We start from the raw sequence: 25,698 nt of genomic DNA, 5'->3' as shown, positions 1-25,698 counted from the left end.
TGATTGCCTGCGCGTGACCACTGAACTGCCCGCCCTGTCCTCCCGTCACCACGTCGGCCGCATCGCGCGGCTGGCCTGGCCGCTTCTGGTCGGCCAGCTGGCGCTCATCGCCAATGGCGTGATCGATACCGTGATGGTCTCGCGCTTCTCGGCGCTGGACCTGGCCGCGCTGGCGCTGGGGGTATCGATCTACGTGAGTGTCTTCGTGGGCCTGTCGGGGGTGCTGCAGGCGCTGCAGCCGACCATCGGCCAGCTCTTCGGCGCCGGCCGTCACGACGAGATCGGCGACGAGGTCAGGCAAGGGATGTGGCTGGCCGTGTTCCTGTCAGTCATCGGCGCGCTGGTGCTGATGTTCTCGCCGCTCTTTCTCAGCGTGGCCAAGGCCTCGCCGGAGCTGGTGGAAAAGGCCACGCTGTACCTGCGTATCGAAGCGCTGGCGCTGCCGGCCACGCTGTTCTTCCGCGTCTATTCCGCGCTCAACACCGCCATCGCCCGCCCCAAGATGGTCATGGCCATCCAGGTCTGCGGCCTGCTGCTGAAGCTGCCGCTGAACGCCCTCTTGATCTTCGGCGGCCTGGGCCTGCCGGCCTTTGGCGGCCCCGGCTGCGCCATCGCCACCACCCTGATCGCCTGGCTGATGATGCTGGCGGCCTGGCTGCTGGTGGCGCGCCTGCCGGTGTATCGCCCCTTGAAGCTGTTCGGCCGCGGTTTCGTCGCCCCTTCCTGGAAGACCCTGCGACGGCTGCTGTGGCTGGGCATTCCCATCGGCATGTCCTACTTCATCGAAGTCACCGCCTTTACCCTGATGGCCGTCTTCATCGCGCGCCTGGGTGCGGTGCCGGTGGCCGGACACCAGATCACCGCCAATGTCGGCACGGTGCTCTACATGCTGCCGCTGTCCATTGCCAGCGCGACCAGCACCCTGGTGGCGCAAGCCATTGGCGGCGGCAACTTTGCGGTGGCCAAGAAGATCGGCAATGCCGGCATCCGCCTGGCGATCGCGCTGTCGGTGCTGGTCGGGCTGGTGGTCTACTGCCTGCGCGGGCAGATCATCCGCGCCTATACACCTGATCCGCTCATCATCGGCGCAGCGCTGCCGCTGTTTCTCTACATCGCCTTCTACCAGCTCTTCGATTCCCTGCAGGTGACCACCGCCTTCGTGCTGCGCGCCTACAAGGTGGCGGTGGTGCCGACCGTGATCTATGCCGTCACGCTATGGGGCGTGGGACTGGGCGGCGGCTATCTGCTCGGCCTGGATCCGCTCGGGCTGACCCCGCCGAACCTGTTGGGACCGGCCGGCTTCTGGCTGGCCAACAGCGCCAGCCTGGGCTTAGTCGGGATCGGCCTGCTCTACTACCTGCGCCACATCCAGCGCCGCTGGCTCAACGCTCCAGCTTGAGCACGGCGCTCGCGCCAGCCGCCGCGCCGAACAGGTCATCGTTGCTGGCCTGGACCAGCCCCGGCACGCTGGGCGCTTCCGCCGGACGCCCCAGCAGGAAGCCCTGCACCTGATCACAGTGCAGCAGTTGCAGCTCGCGCAACTGCCCTTCGGTTTCCACGCCCTCGGCCACCACCTCCATCTGCAAGGCATGGGCCAGCGCAATGATGGCGGCCACGATGGCGCGTCCGGAGTGATCATCGCCATCCAGGCGCGAGGTAAAGAAGCGGTCGATCTTGATCTGGCGACAGTGGAACTGCGCCAGGTAGGCCAGGCTGGAATAGCCCGTGCCGAAGTCATCGATGGCGATATCGAAGCCCAGCGCTTGCAGTTCGCCGATCACCCGCTGGCTGCGCTCCACATCCTTCATCGCCGCCGTCTCGGTGATCTCGAACATCAGCCGTTGCGGGGCAATGCCCGCCGCCCCCACCAGTTCCACGATGCGCGCCACCAGATCGGTGCGCATCTGCAACGGCGACAGGTTCAGGGCCACCTTCACCGGCTTCATCCCTGCCGCATCCCAGCGGGCGATCTGTTCGCAGACCGCCTGCAGCACCCAGTCGCCGATGCACAGGATCTGGCCGGAACGCTCGGCAATGGGGATGAATTCGGTCGGGGCCATCTCGCCCAGTTGCGGATGGGTCCAGCGCAGCAGGGCTTCCAGCCCGGTCAGCTCCTTGCTCGCGCCACGGTACTTGGGCTGGAAATGCAGGCGGAACTGCTGCTCGTCGATGGCCTGCTGGAGCGCCTGGCGCACCTGCAGGTGACGCATGGCGCTGGCATGCATGGCCGGCTCGAAGAAACGATAGGTATTGCGCCCGCTCTGCTTGGCTTCGTACATGGCCGCATCAGCATTCTTCATCAATGCATCGACGCTGTCGCCGCTATTGGGATAGACGGCGATGCCGATGCTGGAGGTCACGCGCAGGGTGGCGTCATCGATCTGGAAATCCTGGCGCAGGGCGGCGAGGATGTTTTCCGACAACTGCTCCACCACATCCGGCGAGGACAGGTTGCCCACCACCACCACGAACTCGTCGCCGCCGATGCGCGCAACCATGTCTTCACCGCGCAGGCATTGCCGGATGCGCTGCGCCACCGCCACCAGCAGGCCATCGCCCACCGCATGGCCGAGCGAATCATTGATGGCCTTGAAACCATCCAGGTCCATGAACAGCACCGCAAAGGTCTTGCCGTTGCGGCGTGCCACCTCCACCGCGTGCTGGATGCGGTCGGCCAGCAAGGCGCGATTGGGCAGGCCGGTGAGCACGTCGTGGGTGGCGAAATGCAGCAGCTTGTCATTGGTGCGGCCGACGATGCGCTTCAAGACCTGGTTGCGCTGCACGCCACTGATCACCAGCGCCAGCGCCATCGCCAGGAAAGCCAGGAAGACGATGCCGTTGACCAGGTGCTCGCGCAGCAGGCTGGCCACCGCCAAGCTCTGCGTGTGCGGCGCGATGACCAGCGCACGCAGGCCAGCCGTGGCCGCAGCGACCAGGCCCAGCCCCACCAGCAACGCCGCCAGCACCCGCCGGGTCTGCTGCGAATTGAGCGAGCCGGCCTTGGGCTTGCGGCCATTGCTGGCCGAAAACAGGGCGACGATGAAGACCCCGATCAGTTCGGTCAGCAGCAAGGCCAGGCCTAGCAAGACCTGCTGGTACAACAGCGCCGGCAGCAATTGCATGGCGGCCAGCGCCATATGGAAAGCTGCGTTGATGGCCGCGCCGATGGACAGGCCGCCGATGGCCAGCCGGCTCGGATGGGGCCGCCGCAAGCCGGACAGGTGCATCAGGTAGAAGGCGCTGCCCAGGCATAGCAACAGCGCCAGCACGGTCAGCCGGATATCGAAGCCGACCGGCATCGACAAGCCCAGCGCCGCCACCGTCAGGAACAGCGTGGCCCACACGCCCAGGCCGAGCACGACCGCCCCCACCGACAGCCACAGGCGGCGATGCTGGGATTCCTGCATCACCATGCGCTCGGAGACTTCCAGCGCAGCATAGGCCGACAGGCTGGCCACCAGCACCGCAAAGGCCAACAGCAGGAAATGGAATGAACCTGACATGGACAAACCCGGAACGATTGCCCATCTCCTCGCGGGCGATCGCTGGGAGCCCGCGGGAGATGCGCCTGTACGGTAGCGCGGCCATTCCGCCCGGTGCACCCGGGCCGGCAACATTGGCTGGCGGGTGTGCGGACGTCAGTCGATCCACCGTTGCTGCGCAACGGGTCGCCGCGTTCCATCCCGGACCTTTCCGGTCCGGAAAAAGTACTTAAAAGTTACGTAACTGAAAAGCGATAAAAATCACTGAAACTTATCACAAGGACGCCGTTTGCTTCTTTGATTGTTCGGCTTGTCCTGACTTGCAGCAAATCCGGCCGGCGATCCGCGCTCAGCGGCCAGACCCAGCCCCGACCACATGGCGGACTGGTCTGGCGGATCCACACCATCCTCGCAGGATGGGAAAACTTTAGGTTACCCACCTGCAGCATCAGTGATATCCCCCTGAAGGTGCGCCGCCATTCTAACGCGCCGGCCCCTGCCGAAACCGCCCTGCCCCCGCTGCGGCGCTGGTTTGCGCCGCATTGCGCTGTGTCGCTACAGACACAGAAAATAAAAAAACATCAATAAGGGCTGACGCCGTCAGCCATCTGGACTAACAATAGTCCAACCCCAACGAGGACGCCTGCAGAACAAGCGCCGGTCCAGCGCATGCCCCTGTCGCACCATCACGGCGCAAGTCACTGACGTACTTGAAGTGGCCTGATGACCTGACATGCGGCACTGCGTTCGCACGAACCTGCACCATCGTACAAGGTGTTCCCCCATCGCATCGGAGACTTGCGCATGGCCACCTTTCCGCTCGCTGCAAACGCTCGCCGGCCTTGCCTGGCGCAGCTTTCCATGGGGTCGTATGGACGCCGATGGCGACTTCATCCCAGCTGGTGAGTATAAATCACGTTTGCTGCGTAACTCATCCCAAATGCAAACGTACCCCGGAAAGCTCTACCTCAAAGTACCTTCGAAACCATGGAAACCGCCAATCAAAAATTCGCCAAGCGCTTGCGCACCGCGATGGAAAAAGCAGGATACGAACCCAAGCCCGCCGTTCTGGAACGGGAATTCAATTTGCGCTACTGGGGCAAGCCGATGACGCTGCACGGCGTGCGACGCTGGCTGCTCGGCGAGTCCATGCCCAAGCAGGACAAGCTCGAAACCCTGGCCGAGTGGCTCATCGTTACTCCACAGCATCTGCGCTTCGGCGAAGAGATCGGCAAGCGCATCGACAAGCGCCGCGCGCGCTGGGAAGAAGCCATCGGCTACCGCGAACGCGAAGCCTTCGAGGCCTTCATCAACCTGCCTGCGCCACAACGCAAGGTCGTCAAGGAAGTGATCTTCGCCTTCGCCCAGGTCGCCGCCAGCACCGTCGAGAAGGCCGCTGCTCCTGCCAAGGCCCCCACCCGACGCCGCTCCCGCGCTTGACGCGTCTGACTGATCGGACGCGTTTTCTTTCGCTCCTCTGCGCTGTACGATCCCGTTCCCTGGGATCAACCCCATCCTCTTCTTTCCGCCTCCATCTCCATGCCGCAGCGCCGGCATTGTTTCCAGCGTTTTTTTACTGACCATTGCTGACAGGTCTTGTGCAGCGATGCTGTCAATGTGTCAGCTTCCCGCGCGGCAGGATAGGGTGTGGTGAATCATCCACGCTGCGCAACAAAAAATCAACGTAATCGTGCCGCCACATCCACGCAGTGCTCGACCTGCTCGGCGATGGCTTCCGGCACCGGTCGCTGGCCCTCCAGCACCTCGCGGATCCAGGCCGCGGTGGCGGCGGCATCCTGTCCCTCGGGCAGATCGGGCAGTTCTTCGGCCACGCTCTGTTTTTCCACCAGTACGGTGCGCGTGCCGCCACTGAACCAGTCGATGCGCTGGGCGCGGCGCGCATTGGCGACCGTCTCGCCTTCGGTGCCGCGCATGAGGAAGGCGTCGCCGCGCTCAGGCGGCGCGGCGTTGCTGAAGTAGTCGGTCAGCATCTCCAGGTATTCGGGATGGGTGTACGACGTCAGACGCAAGGCCGGCCCCGCGAAGGGTTGCATGATCTTCACCACGGTATGGGTGGAGTTGCGCACCCCCAGGATGCGGCGCATGCCCAGCAGGCGCGCAATGGCCGGGGCCAGCACGGTGATCGGCACGAAGGCTGGCTGGCCGGCCGCCATCAGGGCTTGGGCCTGCTCGATGCTGGCGGCGTGCGGCTGGCCCAGGGCTGTGAAGATTTCGGCGCTGGTGACACGCTGCGGATCATGGGTGACGCCGTGCATCAGCACCGGCACGCCCCGGCGCACCAGCAGCATGCACAACAGCGGGGTGAGATTGGCCATCTTGCGCGAGCCGTTGTAGCTGGGCAGCACCACCGGCGCGTAAGGCCCCGCCGGGGCGCGCAGCGCCGGCATGGAGGCCTCGGCGGCATCGAGGAAACCGGCAATCTCTTGCACCGACTCGCCCTTGATGCGCATGGCCAGGAGGATCGCCCCCAGCTCCAGATCGCTGACACGGCCATCGAGCATGGCCTGGTACATGGTCCGGGCGTCCTGGCGCGACAGACTGCGCGCGCCATCCTTGCCACGGCCGATTTCCTTGATGAAAGGCGCGGCCACGAAAGCAGCATGGGAAGAAAGACCGGAAGCAGGCTCGACGGCCGCAGCCGGAGCAGGAGTATGGGCATTGTTTTGCATGGCCGAAGGGTACACCAAAACCGCCGCGCCCCACAGCGCGGGGATGTCCGGCCGGGCTTTCCATTACAATAGCGCCTTTGCCGCGCCTGCCTCCCGCCTGTCAAAGGGGGCAGCCCGGCCGCTTCATTGAGTCCATTCCCATGTTAGTTCTCGGCGTCGAATCCTCCTGTGACGAAACCGGCCTTGCTCTGTACGACACCGAGCGCGGCCTCCTGGCCCATGCCCTGCATTCGCAGATTGCCATGCATCAGGAATATGGCGGCGTGGTCCCGGAACTGGCCTCGCGCGACCACATCCGCCGCGCCATTCCCCTGCTCAGGCAAACCCTGGCCGATGCCCAGGTGCAAGCCCAGGACATCGACGCCATCGCCTATACCCAGGGACCTGGCCTGGCCGGTGCGCTGCTGGTGGGCGCTTCGGTGGCCTGCGGGCTGGGGCTGGCGCTGGACAAGCCGGTGCTGGGCATCCACCACCTCGAGGGCCACCTGCTGTCACCGTTGCTGGCGAGCAAACCGCCGCGCTTCCCCTTCATCGCCCTGCTGGTCTCGGGCGGTCATACGCAGTTGATGCGGGTCGATGGCGTGGGCCGTTATGAATTGCTGGGCGAGACCCTCGACGATGCGGCCGGCGAAGCCTTCGACAAGTCGGCCAAGCTGCTGGGCCTGGGCTATCCGGGTGGACCGGCGATTTCGCGGCTGGCCGAATTTGGCGATCCGAACGCCTACCAGTTACCACGTCCGATGTTGCATTCCAAGAATCTCGACTTCAGTTTCTCGGGCCTGAAGACTGCGGTCCTCACCGTGGTCAAGCAGCAGAGCACCAATATCTGCGAGCAGGACAAGGCCAATATCGCGCGCGGTTTCGTCGACGCCATCGTCGACGTGCTCGTGGCCAAGTGCATGACGGCGCTGAAGCAGACCAACCTGAAGCGCCTGGTCATCGCCGGCGGCGTGGGCGCCAATGCGCAGTTGCGCGCAGCCCTCAATGCGGCAGCGGCCAAGCGGCGCTATGAAGTCTTCTATCCGGAGTTGCAGTTCTGCACCGACAACGGCGCCATGATCGCCTTCGCCGGCGCCATGCGCCTGCGCGAGGAACCGGGTGCGGCGCGCAAGCAATACGGCTTCAGCGTGCGACCGCGCTGGCCGCTGGATGAGTTGCGGCCGCCTCAGAAGCAAGCCGTTCCGAACACCCCGGAAATCATTTAAACGATATAAACAAAAAGGGCCGCAATGCAGATTGCGACCCTTCTTTTCCTTTACTACCTCTACTTCCTTTTCTTCCGCTTTCCCGGCTGCCTAACTTACTTGCCAGCCTTCTTCTTATCCCCAATCCGGCTTTCCTTGCCCGCCAGCAGATTGCCGATGTTCTTGCGGTGGCGATAGATCAGCAGCGCCGCCATGGCCACCACGGCCAGCAGGATACCGTCGGTAGTGCCGAACAGCAGGCCGTAGTAGAAGGGTGCGAACAAGGCCGCCACCAGCGCCGCCAGCGAGGAATAACGGAAGGCGAAGGCCACCGCCAGCCAGGTCGCCAGCGTGGCCAGGCCCAGCCATATGTCCAGCGCCAGCAGGATGCCCAGCGCGGTGGCCACGCCCTTGCCGCCGACGAAGCGGAAGAACACCGGCCACAGGTGGCCCAGGAACACCGCCAATGTCACCAGCGCAATACCGGTGTCATCCACGCCATAGTGCGGGCCGAACTTCTGCGCCAGCCACACCGCCAGCCAGCCCTTGAAGCCATCGCCCAGCAAGGTCAGCGCGGCGGCCTTCTTGTTGCCGCTGCGCAGGACGTTGGTAGCGCCCGGGTTCTTGGAGCCATAGGTGCGTGGATCGGACAGGCCGAACAGCTTGGAGACCAGCACCGCGAAGGATAGCGAGCCGATCAGGTAGGCGCCGATGGCGAAGAGGATGTTGTACATGAATGCGTTCTTTCTTGTCTCGGGGTTCTGGTCAGGCCGGGTCGGCCAGGGCGCACTGGACCGGCTTGGCCGGCAGCACCTTGAGGATCACGGCCGGGTCGATGCCGACCAGGAAGCCGCGCCGCCCGCCATTGATATAGATCTTGCCGAGTTCCAGGATGCTGGACTCGACATAGACCGGCATGGCCTTGCGGGTGCCGAAGGGCGACGTGCCGCCGATCAGGAAACCCGAGTGGCGGTTGGCCACCTCGGGCTTGCAGGGCTCGACCGACTTGCAGCCGATCTGGCGCGCCAGGTTCTTGGTCGACACCTTGCAATCGCCGTGCATGAGCACCAGGAGCGGCTTGGCGGCCTCGTCCTGCATCACCAGGGTCTTGATGACCGCATGCTCGTCCACGCCCAGCTCGCGCGAGGACACCGAGGTGCCGCCGTGCTCCTCGTAGTCGTAAGGATGTTCGGTGAATGCCACGCCCTGCTTGCGCAGGAATTGCGTGGCCGGGGTTTCGGAGATGTGTTCTTTCTTGGCGCTCATCGGTATTCTTCCTGACGGCGGCTGACCGGCCACACAGGCCGGGCCGGGCCGTCATGGGCGCACATTATGCCGCAAAGATCAGCCGCGGGGGTGATGTGCGGCATGCAGTTGCTTGAGGCGCTCACGGGCGACGTGGGTATAGATCTGGGTGGTGGAGATGTCGGCATGACCCAGCAGCAGCTGCACCACGCGCAGGTCGGCCCCATGGTTGAGCAGGTGGGTGGCAAAGGCGTGGCGCAAGGTATGCGGCGACAGGCGCGCCGTCACGCCCGCCTGCAGCGCATATTTCTTGATCAGGGTCCAGAACATCTGGCGCGTCATCGGGCCACCGCGGGCGGTCACGAACAAGGCATCGTCGACCTGCCCCTGCAGGATCTGCGCCCTCGCCTCGGCCAGGTAGCGCATGAGCCAGCTGCCGGCTTCCTCGCCAAACGGCACCAGGCGGGTCTTGCTGCCCTTGCCGGTCACGCGCAGGACGCCCTCGTTCATGCCCACCTCGATACTCTTCAACAACACCAGTTCCGAGACCCGCAGCCCGCTGGCGTACATCAGCTCGATCATGGCGCGGTCGCGCAATCCCAGCGGGGTGGACACATCCGGCGCGGCCAGCAAGGCCTCGACCTGGCCTTCCGAGAGGGTCTTGGGAAAACGCTGCGGCTGGCGTGCCGAGCGCAGCTTCAGGCAGGGATCGGCGGCCACGTGATGCTGGCGCAGCGCCAGCTGGAAGAACCGTTTCAACACCGCCAGGCGGCGGTTGGAAGAGCTGGGCTTGGTCTGATCGTGGCGCGCCGCAAAGTAGGCGTTGAGGTCCTCGGCCTGCGTCTCGTACAGGGCCTTGGCGCGCTCCTGGTAGAGCCAGTGGGCATACAGGGTCATGTCGCGCCGGTAGGCCTCCAGCGTGTTCTTGGACAAGCCATCTTCCAGCCACAGGCTGTCGCAGAATTCGTCGATGGCTTCACGGCTCACGGCCGGAGCCTCGATCTTTGGTGTGGTGCGTCCCATGCGTATGCGTCAGTATCCGGCCACGCCTTCATGGCGCAGCAGCCAGCGCTTGACCTCCAGGTGGAAGCCATCCTCGGCGTCGTGATGCGAAAAGCCGCCCAGCCCACCGGCAGCGGTCACCCGATGACAGGGAATGACCAGTGGGTACCAGTTGGCCCCGCAGGCCTGGCCGACCGCGCGCGGTGCGGACTGGATGCGTTTGGCGACCTGGCCATAGGTCAGTACCTGGCCACAGGGAATGGCCATGATGGCTTGCCAGACCCGCTGCTGGAAGGCGCTGCCGACGCTCAGCCGCGGCAGGTCGAAACGGTAGGCGGGGTCAGCCAGATAGTGCGTGATCTGCTGTACGGCCTGCGCAGCCACGGCGTCGGTGGCGTCCTTCTCGGCGTAGTGCGGCGGCAGGTAGACCATCTCGACCAGGGCGCCGGCCTCGGTGCGCACGCCCATGCCGCCGAAGGGCGTATGCACCACGGCGGAGAACAGGGCGGTCAACGGGGAGTCAGCTTGGGTCATCGGAAGGCGGAGCAAACAGGGCAAACGCGGCACGGGCCTGGGGCCCTATTGTAAGCAATTCATGTGCAGGCTTGATACCATCGGGCAAAACTTCCTGGAGACCGCATGAGCACCATCGGCTTGCACACCGCCCCCGACCACCTGGTCATCACCGCCCCCACACTCAAATCCGGCATGGCCTGGGTCGAGCAGTGCCTGGGCGTTTCCATGGCCCCGCGCATCGGTGGCCAGCACGTGCGGCTGGGTACGCACAATGCGCTGCTGTCGCTGGGCGAAGGCTTCTATCTGGAAGTCATCACCATCGATCCCAACGCCGATGCGCCAGGGCGGCCACGCTGGTTCGGCATGGATCAACTGACCAAGGCTGCCGTCCCGCGCCTGGCGCACTGGGTGGCGCGCACCAGCGATATCGCGGCTGCGGTGGCGGCCAGCCCCATTTCACCGGGGATGATCGAACCCATGAGCCGGGGTGCGCTGGACTGGCTCATCACCATTGCCGCCGATGGTGCGCTGGCCTGCGACGGCGTGATGCCCTCCCTGATCCAGTGGCTCAGCCAGCCGCACCCGGCCACTGCCCTGCCCGACCGTGGCTGCCGCTTGCAGCAACTGCTCCTGGAACATCCCGCTGCCCAGCAACTGCAAGCCGCTTGGCAGGCCATCGGGCTGGCCGATGCGCGCATTGTCTTGAAGGAAGGAAAGCAGGCCAGCCTGCGTGCCGTGGTGTCCACACCGCACGGGGAGCGTGTGGTGGGCTGACGGATTGAGGCAGCGCGCAAAAAACATATAAACCGTATAAACGATTTACAAGCGCAACCAAGACCGCGCGGCACAAAGAAAAAAGGCGCATCCGCAGATGCGCCTTCAAAATACTCCTGATGCATTCCCGGCCGTTTGAACGGCTTCAATCGAATGCACGTCTCCTCAGTTTCCCGGTATCGATACCGTTTGTTATGCACCACCCGCTTTGTATCCGGTGCCGCCCGGGTGCGCCGTTCCGATGATTCGGAAGGGTCGCCGGCCAGGCGCGTACATCAACAACAATGAACCAAAAACAAGACTGCTCTATTCGATTGCTGGGTCGGCAATGACCGTTTGCCGTTTCAGCGAAGCCCGCACTTTAGCAGCACTCTGCGCGCTTTCAAAGCACTTTTTCAGGGCAAAAACAACATGCTTTTCAGCAACTCAACAGACATCTGATGAAGCCGACCCCGCGCTGCTGCGCGAGGTCGGCGCGGGGTCGGCCCATTTCCCACCGATCAGTTATAGATCAGGTTAGGCAGCCACAGCGACAGGGCCGGCCAGTAGGTCACCAGGGCCAGGAAACCGAGCATGGTCAACAGCCACGGCATGACCGCAATGGTCAGCTCGGTGATGCCCATCTTGGTGATGCCCGAGGCCACATACAGGTTCAGGCCCACCGGCGGATGGCACATGCCCACTTCCATGTTGACCACGATGAGGATGCCGAAGTGCACCGGATCGATGCCCAGCTTCATGGCCACCGGGAACAGGATCGGCGCCAGGATCAGCACGATCGACGAAGGCTCCATGACATTGCCGGCCAGCAGCAGCAGGATGTTGACCACCAGCAGGAAGGTGATCGGTCCCAGGCCCGAATCGGTGATCCATGCCGCCATCGCCTGCGGGATGTTTTCACTGGTCACCAGGAAGGAGAACAGCACCGCATTGGTGATGATGTAGAGCAGCATGGCCGACATCGAAGCCGAGTCCAGCAAGACCTTGGGCACTTGCTTCAACGTCAGGTCCTTGTAGACGAAGACGGCGATGAAGAAGGCATACACCGCCGCCATGGCCGCTGCTTCGGTCGGCGTGAAGACGCCCGTGTAGATGCCGCCCATGACGATGACGATCAGGAACAGGCCCCAGCCGCTCTTGCGGAAGGCTGCAGCGCGCTCGGCCCAGGTGGCCTTCTTCAGGCGCGGGTAATTGTTCTTGCGCGCCAGGAACCAGGTCGTCACGCCCAGCAGGAAAGCCAGCAACAGGCCCGGCACCACGCCCGCCATGAACAGCTTGCCCACCGAGGTATTGGTGGAGACCGAATACATCACCATCACGATGGACGGCGGGATCAGGATGCCCAGTGCGCCGGAGGTGGTGATCACGCCCGCGCCGAAGCGGTTGGGGAAGCCCTGCTTGACCATGGCCGGCAGGATGATGGAGCCGATCGCCACCACGGTTGCCGGCGACGAGCCCGACACTGCGGCGAACAGCGCACAGGCCAGCACGCCAGCCAGCGCCAGGCCGCCATGCCAGTGGCCGACCATGGACGTGGCGAAGTTGATCATGCGCCGCGCCACGCCGCCGTGGGTGAGGAAGTTGCCGGCCAGGATGAAGAACGGGATCGCCATGATCTCGAACTTCTCGATACCCGTGAACAGCTTCAGCGCCACCGACTGGATGGGCACCTCGGTCATGGTGAAGAGGAAAGTCAGTACCGTCAGGCCCAGCGAGATCGAGATGGGCATCCCGGTCAGCATCAGGGCGAACAGCAAGACGAAAATGATCAGTGCATTCATGCTTTACCTCCGCTGGTTTCTTCGTCCAGACCTTCCACGTGGGCATGGTCATGCTTGGGCAATTCGCCGGTCCTGTGGAAATTCCACGCGACCTGGAGGAAACGGAAGCACATCAGGTAAGACCCCAGCGGCACGGCCAGGTAGACGATCCACATCGGCACTTCCATGACCTCGGAGGTGCTGTCGTGCTGGGCGATGTCATAGACGAACTCGGCGCCGAAGGTGCCGACGATGCCGGTGAAGAGCGCGCCGGCAAACAGGCCAAAGAGCACGAACTTGTTGCGCCAGGGGGTGTTCAGACGGTTGATCAGCACATCGACGCCCACGTGGATGCCGGTGCGCACGCCATAGGCGGCGCCGAACTTGGCCATCCACACGAACATGAAGATGCACAGCTCCTGCGCCCAGCTCATGTTGATCTGGATGAGCTGGTCTTGCAGCCAGGGGATATCCAGGCCGGAGGCGTAGCGGTGGACCACCGCGACGAAGATGATGAAGGTGGCCGCGGCCATGAGGAACGCGATCAGCCACTCTTCCAGATGGTCGAGTAACTTCATGATGTCTCCTTGCGCCAGCAGGCCGGCCCCATCGGGACCGGCCAGTGGCTCAGGTTGTTTGGATTGTTATTGGTTCTTGTGCGCTCGCGCAGGCGCGCGCGCCCGGGGCAGCGTGGCCGTGCTTACTTCTGGCCCAGCGCTGCCGATTCCTTGTTGACCGCGTCGATGAGGTCCTTGCCGATGCGGCTGGCCATCTGCTGTTGTACCGGCAGCAGCGCCTTGCGCCATTCAGCCTTTTCGGCGTCGGTGAGGCGGTAGACGGTGGTCTTGCCGGTCTTCTCGACGGCGGCCAGCGCAGCATCGTTCTCTTGCTGGGCGATGGCGTTGGCGTACTTGGTGGCGTCCTTCATCGCGCCTTCGAGCTGGGTGCGGATGTCAGAGGGCAAGCCATCCCAGAACTTCTTGTTGACGATGACGGCATAGCCCAGGTAACCGTGGTTGGAGACGGTGACGTGCTTCTGCACTTCATGCATCTTCTGGGTATAGAGGTTCGAAGGCGGGTTCTCGGTGCCATCGACCACGCCGGTCTGCAAGGCCTGGTAGACCTCGGAGAAGGCCAGCACCTGCGGGTTGGCGCCCAGTGCGCGCATCTGTGCGTCGAGCACCTTGGAAGACTGGATGCGCATCTTCAGGCCACGGAAATCGGCCGGGTGGTGCAGCGGCTTGTTGGCCGACATCACCTTGAACCCGTTATCCCAGTATGCCAGGCCGGTGATGCCCTTGGGCTCCAGCTTCTTGAAGAGATCCTTGCCGATCGGACCTTCGGTCACGCGATACAGCACTTCCTTGGTCGGGAAGATATACGGCAGGTCGAAGACCTCGAATTCCTTCACGCCCAGCGGGCCGAACTTGGCCAGCGAGGGCGCCAGCATCTGCACCGCGCCCAGTTGCAGGGCTTCCAGTTCTTCCTTGTCCTTGTACAGGGTGCTGTTGGGATAGACCTCGATCTTCACGCGGCCCTTGGTGGCCTTCTCGGCCAGTTCCTTGAAACGTTCGGCAGCCTTGCCCTTGGGCGTGTCGTTGGCCACCACGTGGCTGAACTTGATGACGATGGGCTGTTGCGCAAAGGCGTTGGTGCTGACGATGGCTGCAGCCGTCATGGCCAGCAGGATGGACTTCAGTTTCATGCTTGTCTCCCCAGTGAGGTGTAAATCGTTTATTGGATTTTCTTAGAACCCATTTCATAAATAGGCGTGAGTGCGAGCGAGTCCCGTTTGGGATGAAGTGCAAGGCGCGAATTTGGGTCAAGACTGGGCGTCTTGACCCAAATTCGTAACGCAGCAATTCGCCCAAACGGGCCGCTCCCTCCGGGTTCTGCCCAGAAAGGGCGCTGGCCGCGTTGCGCTCCTTGCGTGTGGCACCGCCACACGACGCGTCGCGCGCCTTGCCAGCGCCCTTTCTGGGCAGAACGCATCTCACGCCTATTTATGAAATGGGTTCTAATTATTATTGGAACTGGCGCGGTCCACGAATGCCGGCGCATTTTGCCTAGCATCACCAAAACGGGGCAAGTGTGGTTAACCACAATGTCCCCAGGTCTCACGGGCTGGCATTCCCATCGACCGGGATGCTGGCGCAAGCCCGGCACGGCCGCTACACTGGCGGCGTCATGAAATCCATCCCGCCGCCACCGATCGCTCCCCAGCCCAGCGCCGCCTCGCAGCTGCGCGCCTCGGGCCGCAAGACCACCATGCGCTGGCTGATCCCCTTCCTGCTGGTGTGCCTGTTCCTGGCCACGCTGATCTGGCTGCCGCGCCAGGCGCAGCAGATGGAAGCCAGCGAACGGCTGGAGCAGCTCATTGCCGATTCGCTCTGGGTGGAACAGGCGATCCGCTTCCAGTTGAGCCGCGACGACGAGAGCATGCGCATCATCGGCCGCGAGATCACCAATGGCCGCCTGCACCAGGAGCATTTCCGCAGCCGCCTGAACGCCCTGCTGCGCAACAACCGCGAGTTCTATCGCGTCACCTGGTTCAATGCCGAAGGCCGCCCGGTGGCCTCCACCGATGATTTCCCCATCACCCGCGCCGACCTCTCCAAGTCGTCCCTGATGACTGGCGAGCGCGCCCGCCAGATGCGCCGCCCGCTCTACAGCCCCCCGGCCGTGCCGCCGGGCATCGCCGAGCCCATGCTGATGGATTATCACGTGCCGCTGTTCCATGACAATCACTACGTCGGCAGCCTCGTGGCCAGCTATGCGGTGGCGCGCATCCTCAATGAAATGGTGCCGTGGTGGTTTGCGCAGGACAATGAAATCTCCCTCACCGATACCGACGACAACGTGGTGGCGCGCCGCACCTCGGGCGGTCCCGGCCTGAACGTCTATACCCACCGGCGCGAACTGGAATTGCCCGGTCTCACGCTGGTGCTGCATACCAATAGCACCAAGAGCGCGCCCAAGCTCTTGCCCAACCTGCTGGTGGGCTCGGTGATCGTGCTCTCGCTGGGCCTGTTGTGGAGCCTGTGGGCCTTGTGGCGCGACATCAATCGCCGCACCAAGGCCGAGAAGGCCTTGCTCAACGAAGCGGTGTTCCGGGCGGCGATGGAAAACTCGCTGGTCACCGGCATGCGCGCACGCGACCTGGAGGGCCGCATCACCTATGTCAATCCGGCCTTCTGCAAGATGGTCGGCTTTGCCGCCGAAGAACTGGTGGGCAAGATCCCGCCCATGCCCTACTGGGCGCCGGAAGCCATGGATGAATACCAGGAACGGTTTTCCAATGTCCTGGCCGGTCGCGCCACACCGCAGTTCGAGACCATCTTCCAGCGCCGCGACGGTGAGCGCTTCCCGGTCCTGATCTTCGAATCGCCGCTGGTGGACCAGGATGGCAAGCAGACCGGCTGGATGGGCTCCATCCTCGACATTTCCGAACGCAAGCGCGCCGAAGACCTCAACCGCACCCAGGAAGAAAAGCTGCAGGCCAGCGCCCGCCTGGCCAGCATGGGCGAGATCGCCTCGACCCTGGCGCACGAGCTGAACCAGCCGCTGGCGGCCATCTCCAGCTATACCACCGGGGCGCTGAACCTGATGCAGCAGGGCCAGGCCGATCCCAAGGCGCTGCAGCCGGCGCTGGAAAAGATCCATGCCCAGGCCCAGCGCGCCGGCCACGTCATCCGCAGCGTGCACCAGTTCGTCAAGAAGCGCGAGCCGGCGCGCCAGCGGGTGCAGATGCGCCAGCTCATCGACAACGTTGCCCCGCTCATCGAATTGCAGGCCCAGCAGTTCTTCGTGGTGCTGCAATTGCAGGTGCCGCGCTCGCTGCCGCCGGTGCTGGGCGACCAGATCCTGCTGGAACAGGTGATCCTGAACCTGACCCGCAACGGCATCCAGGCCATGGCGGCGGTGCCGTCGGCGCGGCGCATCCTGCGTGTGGCCGCCGAGGTGACGCGCAACGAGGATGGCGCCGAATCGGTCACGGTGTCGGTGACCGACCAGGGCCACGGCATCCCCGACGATGTGGCGGCACGCCTGTTCTCCCCCTTCTTCTCGACCAAGGCCGAGGGCATGGGCATGGGTCTGAACATCTGCCGCACCACCATCGAATTCCACGGCGGCACGCTGACTTACACCGATAACCCGGCAGGCGGTACAATCTTCCGGTTTTCGCTGCCCGCCCAGAGCGGGCCTGACTAAACCCACAAGACAGGCTGCCGAGCGGTTTCCGCGGCCGCCTTCGCCCCACACCGATGCTGCACATAGTTGACGACGAAGAGATCATCCGCGATTCGCTGGCCTGGCTGGCGCGTTCGCGCAACATCGCCGCCACCGCCTACGACAGCGGCCCGACCCTGCTGGCGGCGCTGGCCGCCAGTCCCGGCATCGATGCCGAGGGCGAATGCCTGCTGCTGGATGTGCGCATGCCCGGCACCAGCGGGGTGGCGCTGTTCAACGACCTCAAGACCAAGGGCCTGTTGCACCGTCGCCCGGTCATCTTCCTCACCGGCCACGGCGATGTCCCCATGGCGGTGGACATGCTCAAGAACGGCGCTTTCGATTTCTTCGAAAAGCCCTTCAATGACAACCAGTTGATGGACCGTGTACTGGAAGCGCTGGCCAGCTCGCGCGCCGGCGGCGCCGAGGATGCGGTGCAAAGCCGCCTGGCGGCGCTCTCCGTGCGGGAGCGCGAGGTGCTGGACCTGATCCTGGCCGGCAAGATGAACAAGGTCATCGCCGATGAGCTCGGCATCAGTATGCGCACCGTGGAAGTCCATCGCGCCCATATCTTCGACAAGATGAACGTCAAGACCGCCGTCGAACTGGCGCGTCTGCTCAAGTAAAACCTGTAAAGCCAATTGGAAATCCTCAATCTCCTGCTGCCGGACTTCAGCCTCATTGCGCTGGGCGTCCTGGTCTACCGCATCTCCAACTGGGGGGATGAATTCTGGGCCGGCATGGAAAAGCTGGTCTATTTCCTGCTCTTTCCGGCATTGCTGTTCTATTCCACGGCGCGCCTGAAGGTCGACCTCTCGGTCACGGGCGGCCTGGTGCAGACGGGCCTGCTGGCGCTGCTGGCGGGCATTGCCCTGACTTGGCTGGGCAAGCCCTTCCTGCGCAGCACGCCCATGACCTACGAGTCCGGCATGCAATGCGCCTATCGCTTCAATTCCTATATCGCCCTGGCGCTGGCCACCCGCATGGCGGGTGAGGAAGGCGCGGGCCTGATGGCCATCCTGCTGGGCTTCGGCGTGCCCTTGTGCAATATCGCCGCCGTCCATGCATTGGCCCCGAAGAACAGCAACCTGCTGCGCGAACTGGCCAAGAACCCGCTGCTGGTGGCCACCGCGGGCGGGTTGACGTTTTCTGCACTAGGCCTGCATCTGCCGGAAGTGGCCGGTGTCGTGCTCTCGCGCCTGGGCGCGGCGTCCATTGCGCTGGGCCTGCTGATGGTGGGCGCCGGACTGCGCCTGTCGGGACTCAAGGAAAGCAAGCCGGTGGTGGGCTGGTTCGTTTTCATCAAGCTCTTCGCAGTGCCCGCGGTAGCCTGGCTGATCGGCCAGCACCTGCAACTGCCGCCGCTGCAACTGCGCATCGTGGTGCTGTTCTGCAGCCTGCCGACCGCCTCCAGCGCCTACATCCTGGCCGCGCGCATGGGCGGCAATGGGCCGTTCACGGCATTTCTGATTTCCTTCGGCACGCTGCTCTCGGCGCTGACCATTCCCTTCTGGCTGGCGCTGGTGCATTGAGGACGCCCCGACTCAGCTGACCCCGTGGCGCGCCAGCGCCCATTGCACATGCTCGACCACCAGCGCCGAGGGATGCGCAAGACGCGCCCGCAAGGCCGCCACGATGGCGGCGTCGCCCCGGTGCGAAGCTGCATCGGCGGCATTGCCCAGCCCCACAGCGAGGTTGCGCAGCCAGCGCTCATGGCCGATGCGGCGGATGGCGCTGCCTTCGGTGTTCTTCAGGAATTCTTCTTCGCTCCAGCCGAACAGCCCGACCAGGCTGGCGCTATCGAGGCCGTGGCGTACGTCGAAGTCAGGCAGGCTGGCGCGCTGGGCAAACTTGTTCCAGGGGCAATACAACTGGCAATCGTCGCAGCCATAGATGCGATTGCCGATCAGCGGGCGCAGCTCGCTGGGGATGCTGCCCTTGAGTTCGATGGTGAGGTAGGAGATGCAGCGTCGCGCATCCAGCTCGTAAGGCGCGACGATGGCGCCAGTCGGACAGGCCGTGATGCAGGCGCTGCACTGGCCGCAATGCGGGGTGACGGGATCATCCACCGGCAGCGGCAGGTCGGTCAGCATCTCGCCCAGGAAGAACATCGAACCGGCCTCCCGGTGCAGCAAGAGCGTATGCTTGCCGCGCCAGCCCAGGCCGGCCTTTTCGGCCAGCGCCACTTCCATGACCGGCGCCGAATCGGTGAAGACACGGTAGCCGAAGGGACCGATACGGCCTTCGATACGCGTCGCCAGCTGCTGCAGGCGGGCGCGCAAGACCTTGTGATAATCGCGGCCACGGGCATAGATCGAGACCTGGGCCCCACCCGGATCGGCGCTGCGCGCTTCTTCGCGGGCGCGCCAGTCAGGCTCGGCCGGGCCACTCGCCTTGGGCAGATAGGGCATGCGCACGCTGACCACCCGCACCGTGCCCGGCACCAGTTCGGCCGGACGCGCCCGTTTCAGGCCGTGGCTTGCCATATAATCCATCTCGCCGTGGTAGCCCTTGTCCAGCCAGGCCTGGAAGCCGGCCTCGCGGTGCGACAGGTCCACATCGGCAATACGCACGTCGGCAAAACCCAGCTCGCGCCCCCAGTCCTTGATGGCGGCCGCCAGCGCCGCCAGGTAGGCGGGGTCGGCCAGATCATTGGCGGTAGCGGCGGCGGGGACGGCGTTAGCGGTCATGAAGCAATTGATGTAACTGATGTTGATGTAACTGATAACGTACTGATAACGTAACAAACAAGATCGTATGCAAGCACACCATCTCCACCTGCCCGACGAAGCCGCGACCGCGCACCTGGGCGCCGACCTGGCGCGGGTGCTGGCGCCTGGCCTGGCGATCTACCTGCATGGCGACCTGGGGGCCGGCAAGACGGCGCTCACGCGCGCGCTGCTGCATGCAGCAGGCTATCAGGGACGGGTCAAGAGCCCGACCTATACCCTGGCCGAACCCTATGAAGTGATGCTTGCAGGCCGCATGGTAACAGTCATCCACTTCGACCTGTATCGCATGGCCAGCCCGGAAGAATTCCTCGATGCGGGTTTTCGTGAACATTTCAATGAAAACGCCGTCTGTATCGTCGAATGGCCCGAAAAGGGTGATCCGGTGTTGCCGCCACCGGACATCCACGTCAACCTGACGCTTGCAGGTGACGGTCGTGATGTAGAATTGCGTGCGTTGTCCGACAAGGGTCATCAATGCCTCGCTCGCCTGAAATTCGCTCCAAACCTGTGAAGTCCAAAAGCCGCCGTACCATCCTCAAGGCCGGTGGCGCACTGTTCGTCTCCGTCATCACGCCCCTGCCCGCCCTGGCCTCGCAGATCCTGGCCGTGCGTGTCTGGCCGTCCGACGACTACACCCGCGTCACGCTGGAAAACGACAGCGACCTCAAGGTCACCCACTTCGTGGTCAAGAACCCGGAGCGTCTGGTGGTGGATATCGAGGGCATCGACTTGAATAGCACCCTCAAGGACCTGGTCGCCAAGATCCAGCCCAACGATCCGTATATCAAGCAGGTGCGCGTGGGCCAGAACCGGCCCAGCGTGGTGCGTCTGGTGTTCGACCTGAAGGACGAGATCAAGCCCCAGGTCTTCACCCTGGCGCCGGTGGGCGAATACAAGTACCGCTTCGTCATCGACCTCTATCCGGCCAATCCGCCGGACCCGATCGCCGCCCTGATCCAGAAGGGCGACTGGAACAAGGAAAGCCCGGCCAACCCGCCGCTGGCGCAAGGTCCGGTCACGCCGCCCAAACCCGATCCAGCCCCGCTGGCCGAGATCAAGCCGCAGCCGGAAGACAAGAACGAGCGCAACCCCAAGGTCGTGCCGGACGAACCGCGCATGCAGCTCACCCGCATGATCACCATCGCGCTGGACCCCGGCCACGGCGGCGAAGACCCCGGCGCCACCGGCGCGCGCGGCAACCGCGAGAAGGACGTGGTGCTGTCCATCGCCAAGCGCTTGAAGCGCAAGATCGAGCAATACCCCAACATGCGCGTCATGCTCACCCGTGACGCCGACTTCTTCGTGCCGCTGGGCCAGCGCGTGGTCAAGGCGCGCAAGGTGCAGGCCGACCTGTTCGTCTCCATCCACGCGGACGCCTTCGTGCAGCCGACCGCGCGCGGCTCCTCGGTGTTCGCCCTGTCGGAAAAGGGCGCCAGCTCCACGGCGGCGCGCTGGCTGGCCAACAAGGAAAACTCGGCCGACCTGATCGGCGGGGTCAACATCAAGACCCATGACCGCCAGCTGGCCAGCGTCCTGCTGGACCTGTCGACCACGGCGCAGATCAACGACAGCCTGCGCGTGGGCAATGCGGTGTTGAAGGAAATCGGCGGTATCAACAAGCTGCACAAGGGCGCGGTGGAGCAGGCCGGCTTTGCCGTGCTGAAGGCGCCGGACATCCCCAGCATCCTGATCGAGACCGCCTTCATCTCCAATCCGGAAGAAGAAGCCAAGCTCACCGACGAGCGCTACCAGGAACAGATGGCCGACGCCATCCTCACCGGCATCCGCAACTACTTCGCCAAGAATCCGCCGCTGGCCAAGAACAAGCTGACCTAAGGCCCGGCCCGGGTCCATGGGTGGATTCCGCAAGGCGATAAAAAACCCGGCGCTGGCGACAGGCCGGGTTTTTCTTTATCGATGCCGGACTCAGGACATCAGTCTCAGGCGTTGCTGACCTTGCGCTTGCCGCGCAGCTTGCGCCAGATCTGCCACAGTCCCCCCAGCACGATGGGAAAGACGGCGGCGACGATGCCGATCAGCACCAGCGTATTGAGATTCTGCTGCACCACCGGGATATTGCCGAACAGGTAACCCAGCACCACCAGCCCCACCACCCAGAGGAAAGCGCCCAGCACGTTGAAGAGCTGGAAGCGCGCGAAGCTCATGGCCGACACGCCCGCGATGAATGGCGCAAAGGTACGCACGATGGGCGTGAAGCGGGCGATGACGATGGTCTTGCCGCCGTGCTTTTCGTAGAAGGCGTGGGTCTTGCGCAGGGCCTCGGGATTGAGCCAGCGATAGTTGTGGGTATAGACGCGCTGGCCGACCCAGCCGCCTATCCAGTAATTGAGGGTGTTGCCGGCCACTGCCGCCACCACCAGCAGCGTCATCAGCAGCCAGATGTCCATGGCGCCGGTGGCGCAGAAGGTGCCGGCAATGAACAGCAGCGAGTCACCCGGCAGGAAGGGCAACACCACCAGGCCGGTCTCGCAGAAGACGATCAGGAACAGCACCGCATAGATGAGGGCGCCGTACTGCTCAATGAGGACACCCAGGTATTTGTCCACGTGCACCAGCACGTCCAGCAACTGCAAATAATCCATAACACCCAATCGTCCGTGAATCATCGATGCCGGGGCGCCCCATCGCCACGCGGCAAGAATATTTCATCCTAGAAATATTACGCAGGGACGACAAGGCGTCATCGCGCCGGCTCATCATACACCATGGTCTCATCGTCTCCCGCTGTCTCCCGTTGACTTCGTGTGGCAATTTGATCGCCGCATTGCCGCCACGCGCATCGGCATTGGCACAAGGGACAGGTTTTGGCATATGATCAAGTCAGCTTCTTTACATCTGACATGCAAAAGGTGAAGCGTTACGCGCGCTCCCTGCATGAGGGCAAGACGCCTGGGCAGGCGTCATTAACGGCGACAGGAGGGGGCCGTATGGGGAGCCAGGACTCGTTCATGGGCGAAGTAGATCACCAGCGCCTGTCCGGCAGCGAGCGGGACGCGCTGCTGGCGGCCTTATGGCGTTCCATGGCCATCCTGGAATTTTCCGCGGACGGCACGGTGCTGGAGGCCAATGAGAACTTCCTGGCCATGCTGGGCTACCGCCGCGCCGACGTGGTCGGGCAGCACCACCGCATGCTGTGCGATCCGGCCTATGTCCAGACCGATGCCTACCAGCAGTTCTGGGAACACCTGCGCAAGGGCGAACTGATCGCCGGCACCCTGCAGCGGCGTCATGTCGGCGGCGCTACCGTGTGGCTGGAAGCGCTGTGCAGTCCCATCCTCGACGCCCAGGGGCAGTTGCTGAAGGTGATCTCGGTGGCGGCCGACATCAGCGCCCACATCGACGACTCGCGTCACAGCAACAGCATCCTCTCGGCCCTGAATCGCTCGCTGGGCGTGGTCGAGCTCTCCCCCGAGGGCGTCATCCTGGCGGCCAACGGCAATTACCTCAAGACCATGGAATACCTGGCCGAGGACCTGCTGGGCCAGCCCCACAGCATCCTGTGCGAGGCCGACTATGCGGCCAGCGAGGAATACACCTGCTTCTGGCGCGATGTCAGCCTGGGCCGCTTCTTTTCCGGCCGCTTCCCGCGCCGCACCCGCAGCGGCCGCACCATATGGTGGGAAGCCACCTACTCGCCCCTGCTCGATGCGCATGGCAAGGCCGAACGGGTGATCTGCATCGGCACCGATGTCACCTACCGCGTCACCCGCGAAAAAAGCGACCGCGAACACCTGCACCTGCTCTCGCTGGGCATCAACGAAACCGACAATGCGGTGCTCATCACCGACGACCAGAACCGCATCGTCTTCCACAACACCGGCTTTACCCGCATGCTGGGCTTCGAGAGCCAGCAGGTGATCGGGCGCCTGCCGGGCGAACTCTTCGCCAGCCGGCCCACCTTCGTCAAGTCGCTGGAGCGCTGCCACGGCGAGCTGGTGCAGGGGCGCAGCTACCACACCGAAGAACTGATCCACGACATGCAAGAGCAGCCGGTCTGGATCTCGGCGGTGGTCAATCCCATCCTGGATGGCGCGGGCAAGCTCATCCATGCGGTGTGCGTGATGACCGACATCACCAATACCAAGGTGCATGAGGTGCTGCAATACCGCGTGCTCAACGCCATGGCGCGCGACTCGTCGCTGAGCGAGCAGATGAATCTGCTGTGCGAAGAAGTGGAACGGGTCGCCCCCGAAGTGATTGCCTCGGTGCTGCGCGTGGATGAACACGGCTGCCTGCGCACCCTGGCCGCGCCCAGCCTGCCGGAGGCCTACAGCAAGGCCATCGATGGCTTGCACGTCGGGCCGATGGTGGGCTGCTGCGGCAGCGCCGCCTATACCGGCCAGACCGTGATCTCGGAAGACATCCAGACCGATCCCCACTGGAACGACTACAAGCACCTGGCCCTGCCCCACGGCCTGCGCGCCTGCTGGTCCACCCCGATCAAATCGGCCAGCGGCCAGGTGATCGGCACCTTCGGTTTCTATTACCGCCATCCCGGGCAACCCAGCGCCTTCCATCACCTGCTGGTGGAAGCCGGCCTGCACCTGTGCGCCCTGGCCATCGAGCGCGAGGATGCCCGCGCGCGCATCCACCAGCTGGCCTTCTACGATTCCCTGACCGGCCTGCCCAACCGCAGCCTGTTGCTAGTGCAGGCCGGCCAGGCCATTGCCGCCGCCGAACGCAACTGCAGCACGGTGGCGGTGATGTTCATCGACCTGGACCGCTTCAAGCAGGTCAATGATTCACTGGGCCACCAGGCCGGCGACGAGCTGCTGCGCACAGTGGCCACCCGCCTGCAATCGCAGGCACGCCGCTCGGACATCGTCGGCCGGCTCTCCGGCGACGAGTTCGTGGTGGTGCTCACCCAGTACGACACCCAGCACCTCACCGAAGTGGTCAAGCGCATCCAGGAGCGCCTGGCCATGCCCTGCCACATCAACGGCACCCCCCTGAACCCCTCGGCCAGCATCGGCGTGGCCATCTTCCCCGACAACGGCAACGACATCGAGACCCTGCTGCACCGGGCCGACATCGCCATGTACCAGGCCAAGGCCGTCAATCGTGGGCGTTTCAGCTTCTTCAGCGAAGAGATGAACAGCATGGCCCAGGAGCGCCTGGCGCTGGAAAGCGCCCTGCGCGACGCCCTGCGCGGCGGCGACCTGGAGCTCAACTTCCAGCCCCAGATCAAGCTGCATGACCAGAGCCTGCACGGGGTCGAGGCGCTGGCGCGCTGGCATCATCCGCAACTGGGACAGATCTCGCCAGGGCGCTTCATTCCCATCGCGGAAGAATGCGGACTGATCGGCGAACTGGGCAAGTGGGCCCTGGAAGAAGCCTGTTTCCAACTGTCCGACTGGCGTCGGCGCGGCATCCAGGTGCCGTCGATCTCGGTAAACCTGTCGGCCACCAATTTCCACGACCTGGACCTGCCGCAATTCGTCACCGGCCTGCTGCGCCGCTATGCCCTCGAACCCAGCGACCTGACCCTGGAAATCACCGAAACCGTGCTCATGGACACCAACCCCAGCACCAGCCAGACCATTGCCGCCGTGCATGCGCTGGGCATCCCGCTGGCCATGGACGACTTCGGCACCGGCTATTCCAGCCTGGGCTACCTGCGCAAGCTGCCCGTCTCGGAACTGAAGCTGGACCAGAGTTTCGTGCGCGACATGGCCAAGGACCCCGCCGTGAGCGCCCTGACCAATGCCGTCATCCGCATCGGCGAGAGCCTCAAGCTGACCGTCGTGGCCGAAGGGGTGGAAGACGCCGAACAATATGCCTTGCTGATCAGCCAAGGCTGTGATGTGGCGCAGGGCTATCTGTTTTCGCGGCCGATGTCTGCCGATGCGCTGGAAAACTGGGTGCGCGACCTGCACGCCGGTGGCTCACCGGACGGCCGATGGGCGCCCCCGTGCAAGTCCGCCGCGCCAGGCTGAGGCGTCGGCCGGATCGGTCCGTATCGACCCGTATCGGCCCGTATCGGCGGAATGCAAGAAATGCACTTTCCCGGTGGAAAAACAACAGCACAGTTGAATGTGAGCGCAAACATTCCAAGTATTTTG

Annotated in this window: 21 protein-coding genes; 10 read left to right on the top strand and 11 right to left on the bottom strand. The window is 64.0% G+C overall.

Translation table 11 applies throughout. The features are described from left to right. Positions 1-13 precede the first annotated feature (13 nt). Positions 14-1,399: an MATE family efflux transporter gene (locus ACP92_RS04290; protein WP_041310200.1), complete on the top strand. Its 1,386-nt coding sequence runs from the start codon at positions 14-16 to the stop codon at positions 1,397-1,399. Here ACP92_RS04290 and ACP92_RS04285 read toward each other — a convergent pair. Then, positions 1,383-3,503: a putative bifunctional diguanylate cyclase/phosphodiesterase gene (locus ACP92_RS04285; protein ID WP_013232890.1), complete on the bottom strand. Its 2,121-nt coding sequence runs from the start codon at positions 3,501-3,503 to the stop codon at positions 1,383-1,385. The two genes, ACP92_RS04290 and ACP92_RS04285, sit on opposite strands and share 17 nt — an antisense overlap. Before the next feature lie 966 nt (positions 3,504-4,469). Between ACP92_RS04285 and ACP92_RS04280 the strand changes: the two genes are divergently transcribed. Then, positions 4,470-4,922 carry a hypothetical protein gene (locus tag ACP92_RS04280; protein ID WP_041310197.1) on the top strand — a complete coding sequence of 151 codons (453 nt, stop codon included), beginning with the start codon at positions 4,470-4,472 and terminating at the stop codon, positions 4,920-4,922. 239 nt (positions 4,923-5,161) lie between these two features. On the opposite strand, the gene ybiB is transcribed toward ACP92_RS04280, so the two are convergent. Beyond that, positions 5,162-6,172, bottom strand: a complete 1,011-nt coding sequence (gene ybiB, locus ACP92_RS04275; protein WP_013232888.1) for a DNA-binding protein YbiB — start codon at positions 6,170-6,172, stop codon at positions 5,162-5,164. Between the two features lie 140 nt (positions 6,173-6,312). On the opposite strand from ybiB, the gene tsaD reads away from it, so the two are divergent. Further along, complete coding sequence (gene tsaD, locus ACP92_RS04270; RefSeq protein ID WP_013232887.1) at positions 6,313-7,377, top strand: tRNA (adenosine(37)-N6)-threonylcarbamoyltransferase complex transferase subunit TsaD; 1,065 nt, start codon at positions 6,313-6,315, stop codon at positions 7,375-7,377. A 95-nt stretch (positions 7,378-7,472) separates the two neighbouring features. On the opposite strand, the gene plsY is transcribed toward tsaD, so the two are convergent. From plsY to ACP92_RS04250, 4 genes are all read right to left on the bottom strand, one after another. Beyond that, positions 7,473-8,090: a glycerol-3-phosphate 1-O-acyltransferase PlsY gene (gene plsY / locus ACP92_RS04265; protein ID WP_013232886.1), complete on the bottom strand. Its 618-nt coding sequence runs from the start codon at positions 8,088-8,090 to the stop codon at positions 7,473-7,475. A gap of 31 nt (positions 8,091-8,121) precedes the next feature. After that, positions 8,122-8,622 carry an aminoacyl-tRNA deacylase gene (locus ACP92_RS04260; protein WP_013232885.1) on the bottom strand — a complete coding sequence of 167 codons (501 nt, stop codon included), beginning with the start codon at positions 8,620-8,622 and terminating at the stop codon, positions 8,122-8,124. Positions 8,623-8,700: 78 nt separating this feature from the next. Next, positions 8,701-9,624 (bottom strand): site-specific tyrosine recombinase XerD, encoded by a 924-nt coding sequence (xerD, locus tag ACP92_RS04255; protein WP_048348499.1) that lies wholly within the window; start codon positions 9,622-9,624, stop codon positions 8,701-8,703. A gap of 9 nt (positions 9,625-9,633) precedes the next feature. Then, positions 9,634-10,137 (bottom strand): methylated-DNA--[protein]-cysteine S-methyltransferase, encoded by a 504-nt coding sequence (locus ACP92_RS04250; RefSeq protein WP_041310194.1) that lies wholly within the window; start codon positions 10,135-10,137, stop codon positions 9,634-9,636. A gap of 105 nt (positions 10,138-10,242) precedes the next feature. Here ACP92_RS04250 and ACP92_RS04245 point away from each other — a divergent pair, with 105 nt between their 5' ends. After that, complete coding sequence (locus tag ACP92_RS04245) at positions 10,243-10,893, top strand: VOC family protein (protein ID WP_013232882.1); 651 nt, start codon at positions 10,243-10,245, stop codon at positions 10,891-10,893. Between the two features lie 500 nt (positions 10,894-11,393). Here ACP92_RS04245 and ACP92_RS04240 read toward each other — a convergent pair whose 3' ends face one another. The 3 genes from ACP92_RS04240 to ACP92_RS04230 form a co-directional block, all read right to left on the bottom strand. Further along, positions 11,394-12,674, bottom strand: a complete 1,281-nt coding sequence (locus tag ACP92_RS04240; RefSeq protein ID WP_013232881.1) for a TRAP transporter large permease — start codon at positions 12,672-12,674, stop codon at positions 11,394-11,396. Further along, entirely contained in the window at positions 12,671-13,231 is a 561-nt protein-coding gene (locus ACP92_RS04235; protein ID WP_013232880.1) for a TRAP transporter small permease, read from the bottom strand. Before ACP92_RS04235 ends, ACP92_RS04240 begins: the two co-directional genes overlap by 4 nt. A 122-nt stretch (positions 13,232-13,353) precedes the next feature. Continuing rightward, a complete protein-coding gene (locus tag ACP92_RS04230) occupies positions 13,354-14,358 on the bottom strand; it encodes a TRAP transporter substrate-binding protein (protein ID WP_013232879.1) in 1,005 nt (334 codons plus the stop codon). A gap of 482 nt (positions 14,359-14,840) precedes the next feature. On the opposite strand from ACP92_RS04230, the gene ACP92_RS04225 reads away from it, so the two are divergent. The 3 genes from ACP92_RS04225 to ACP92_RS04215 are packed head-to-tail and all read left to right on the top strand — an operon-like array spanning position 14,841 to position 18,415. Continuing rightward, complete coding sequence (locus tag ACP92_RS04225; RefSeq protein ID WP_013232878.1) at positions 14,841-16,865, top strand: two-component system sensor histidine kinase NtrB; 2,025 nt, start codon at positions 14,841-14,843, stop codon at positions 16,863-16,865. Between the two features lie 53 nt (positions 16,866-16,918). Further along, positions 16,919-17,509 carry a response regulator transcription factor gene (locus ACP92_RS04220; RefSeq protein WP_013232877.1) on the top strand — a complete coding sequence of 197 codons (591 nt, stop codon included), beginning with the start codon at positions 16,919-16,921 and terminating at the stop codon, positions 17,507-17,509. Between the two features lie 15 nt (positions 17,510-17,524). Continuing rightward, positions 17,525-18,415, top strand: coding sequence for an AEC family transporter (locus ACP92_RS04215; protein WP_013232876.1), 891 nt, complete (start codon positions 17,525-17,527; stop codon positions 18,413-18,415). Between the two features lie 12 nt (positions 18,416-18,427). Here ACP92_RS04215 and queG read toward each other — a convergent pair whose 3' ends face one another. Then, positions 18,428-19,573, bottom strand: coding sequence for a tRNA epoxyqueuosine(34) reductase QueG (gene queG, locus ACP92_RS04210; protein ID WP_041310191.1), 1,146 nt, complete (start codon positions 19,571-19,573; stop codon positions 18,428-18,430). Between the two features lie 67 nt (positions 19,574-19,640). On the opposite strand from queG, the gene tsaE reads away from it, so the two are divergent. Continuing rightward, entirely contained in the window at positions 19,641-20,126 is a 486-nt protein-coding gene (gene tsaE / locus ACP92_RS04205; RefSeq protein ID WP_013232874.1) for a tRNA (adenosine(37)-N6)-threonylcarbamoyltransferase complex ATPase subunit type 1 TsaE, read from the top strand. Further along, complete coding sequence (locus tag ACP92_RS04200; protein ID WP_013232873.1) at positions 20,090-21,451, top strand: N-acetylmuramoyl-L-alanine amidase; 1,362 nt, start codon at positions 20,090-20,092, stop codon at positions 21,449-21,451. Before tsaE ends, ACP92_RS04200 begins: the two co-directional genes overlap by 37 nt. A 104-nt stretch (positions 21,452-21,555) precedes the next feature. Here the strand turns inward: ACP92_RS04200 and ACP92_RS04195 are convergent, their stop codons facing one another. After that, positions 21,556-22,218, bottom strand: a complete 663-nt coding sequence (locus tag ACP92_RS04195; RefSeq protein ID WP_013232872.1) for a VTT domain-containing protein — start codon at positions 22,216-22,218, stop codon at positions 21,556-21,558. A gap of 345 nt (positions 22,219-22,563) precedes the next feature. Between ACP92_RS04195 and ACP92_RS04190 the strand changes: the two genes are divergently transcribed. Next, a complete protein-coding gene (locus ACP92_RS04190; protein WP_013232871.1) occupies positions 22,564-25,572 on the top strand; it encodes a sensor domain-containing protein in 3,009 nt (1,002 codons plus the stop codon). The last annotated feature ends 126 nt before the right edge of the window (positions 25,573-25,698 follow it).

Source organism: Herbaspirillum seropedicae (assembly GCF_001040945.1).
GTDB lineage: Bacteria > Pseudomonadota > Gammaproteobacteria > Burkholderiales > Burkholderiaceae_D > Herbaspirillum > Herbaspirillum seropedicae.
The sequence above is the reverse complement of the archived record's forward strand: the minus strand, read 5'-3'. Positions and strand labels throughout refer to the sequence as shown.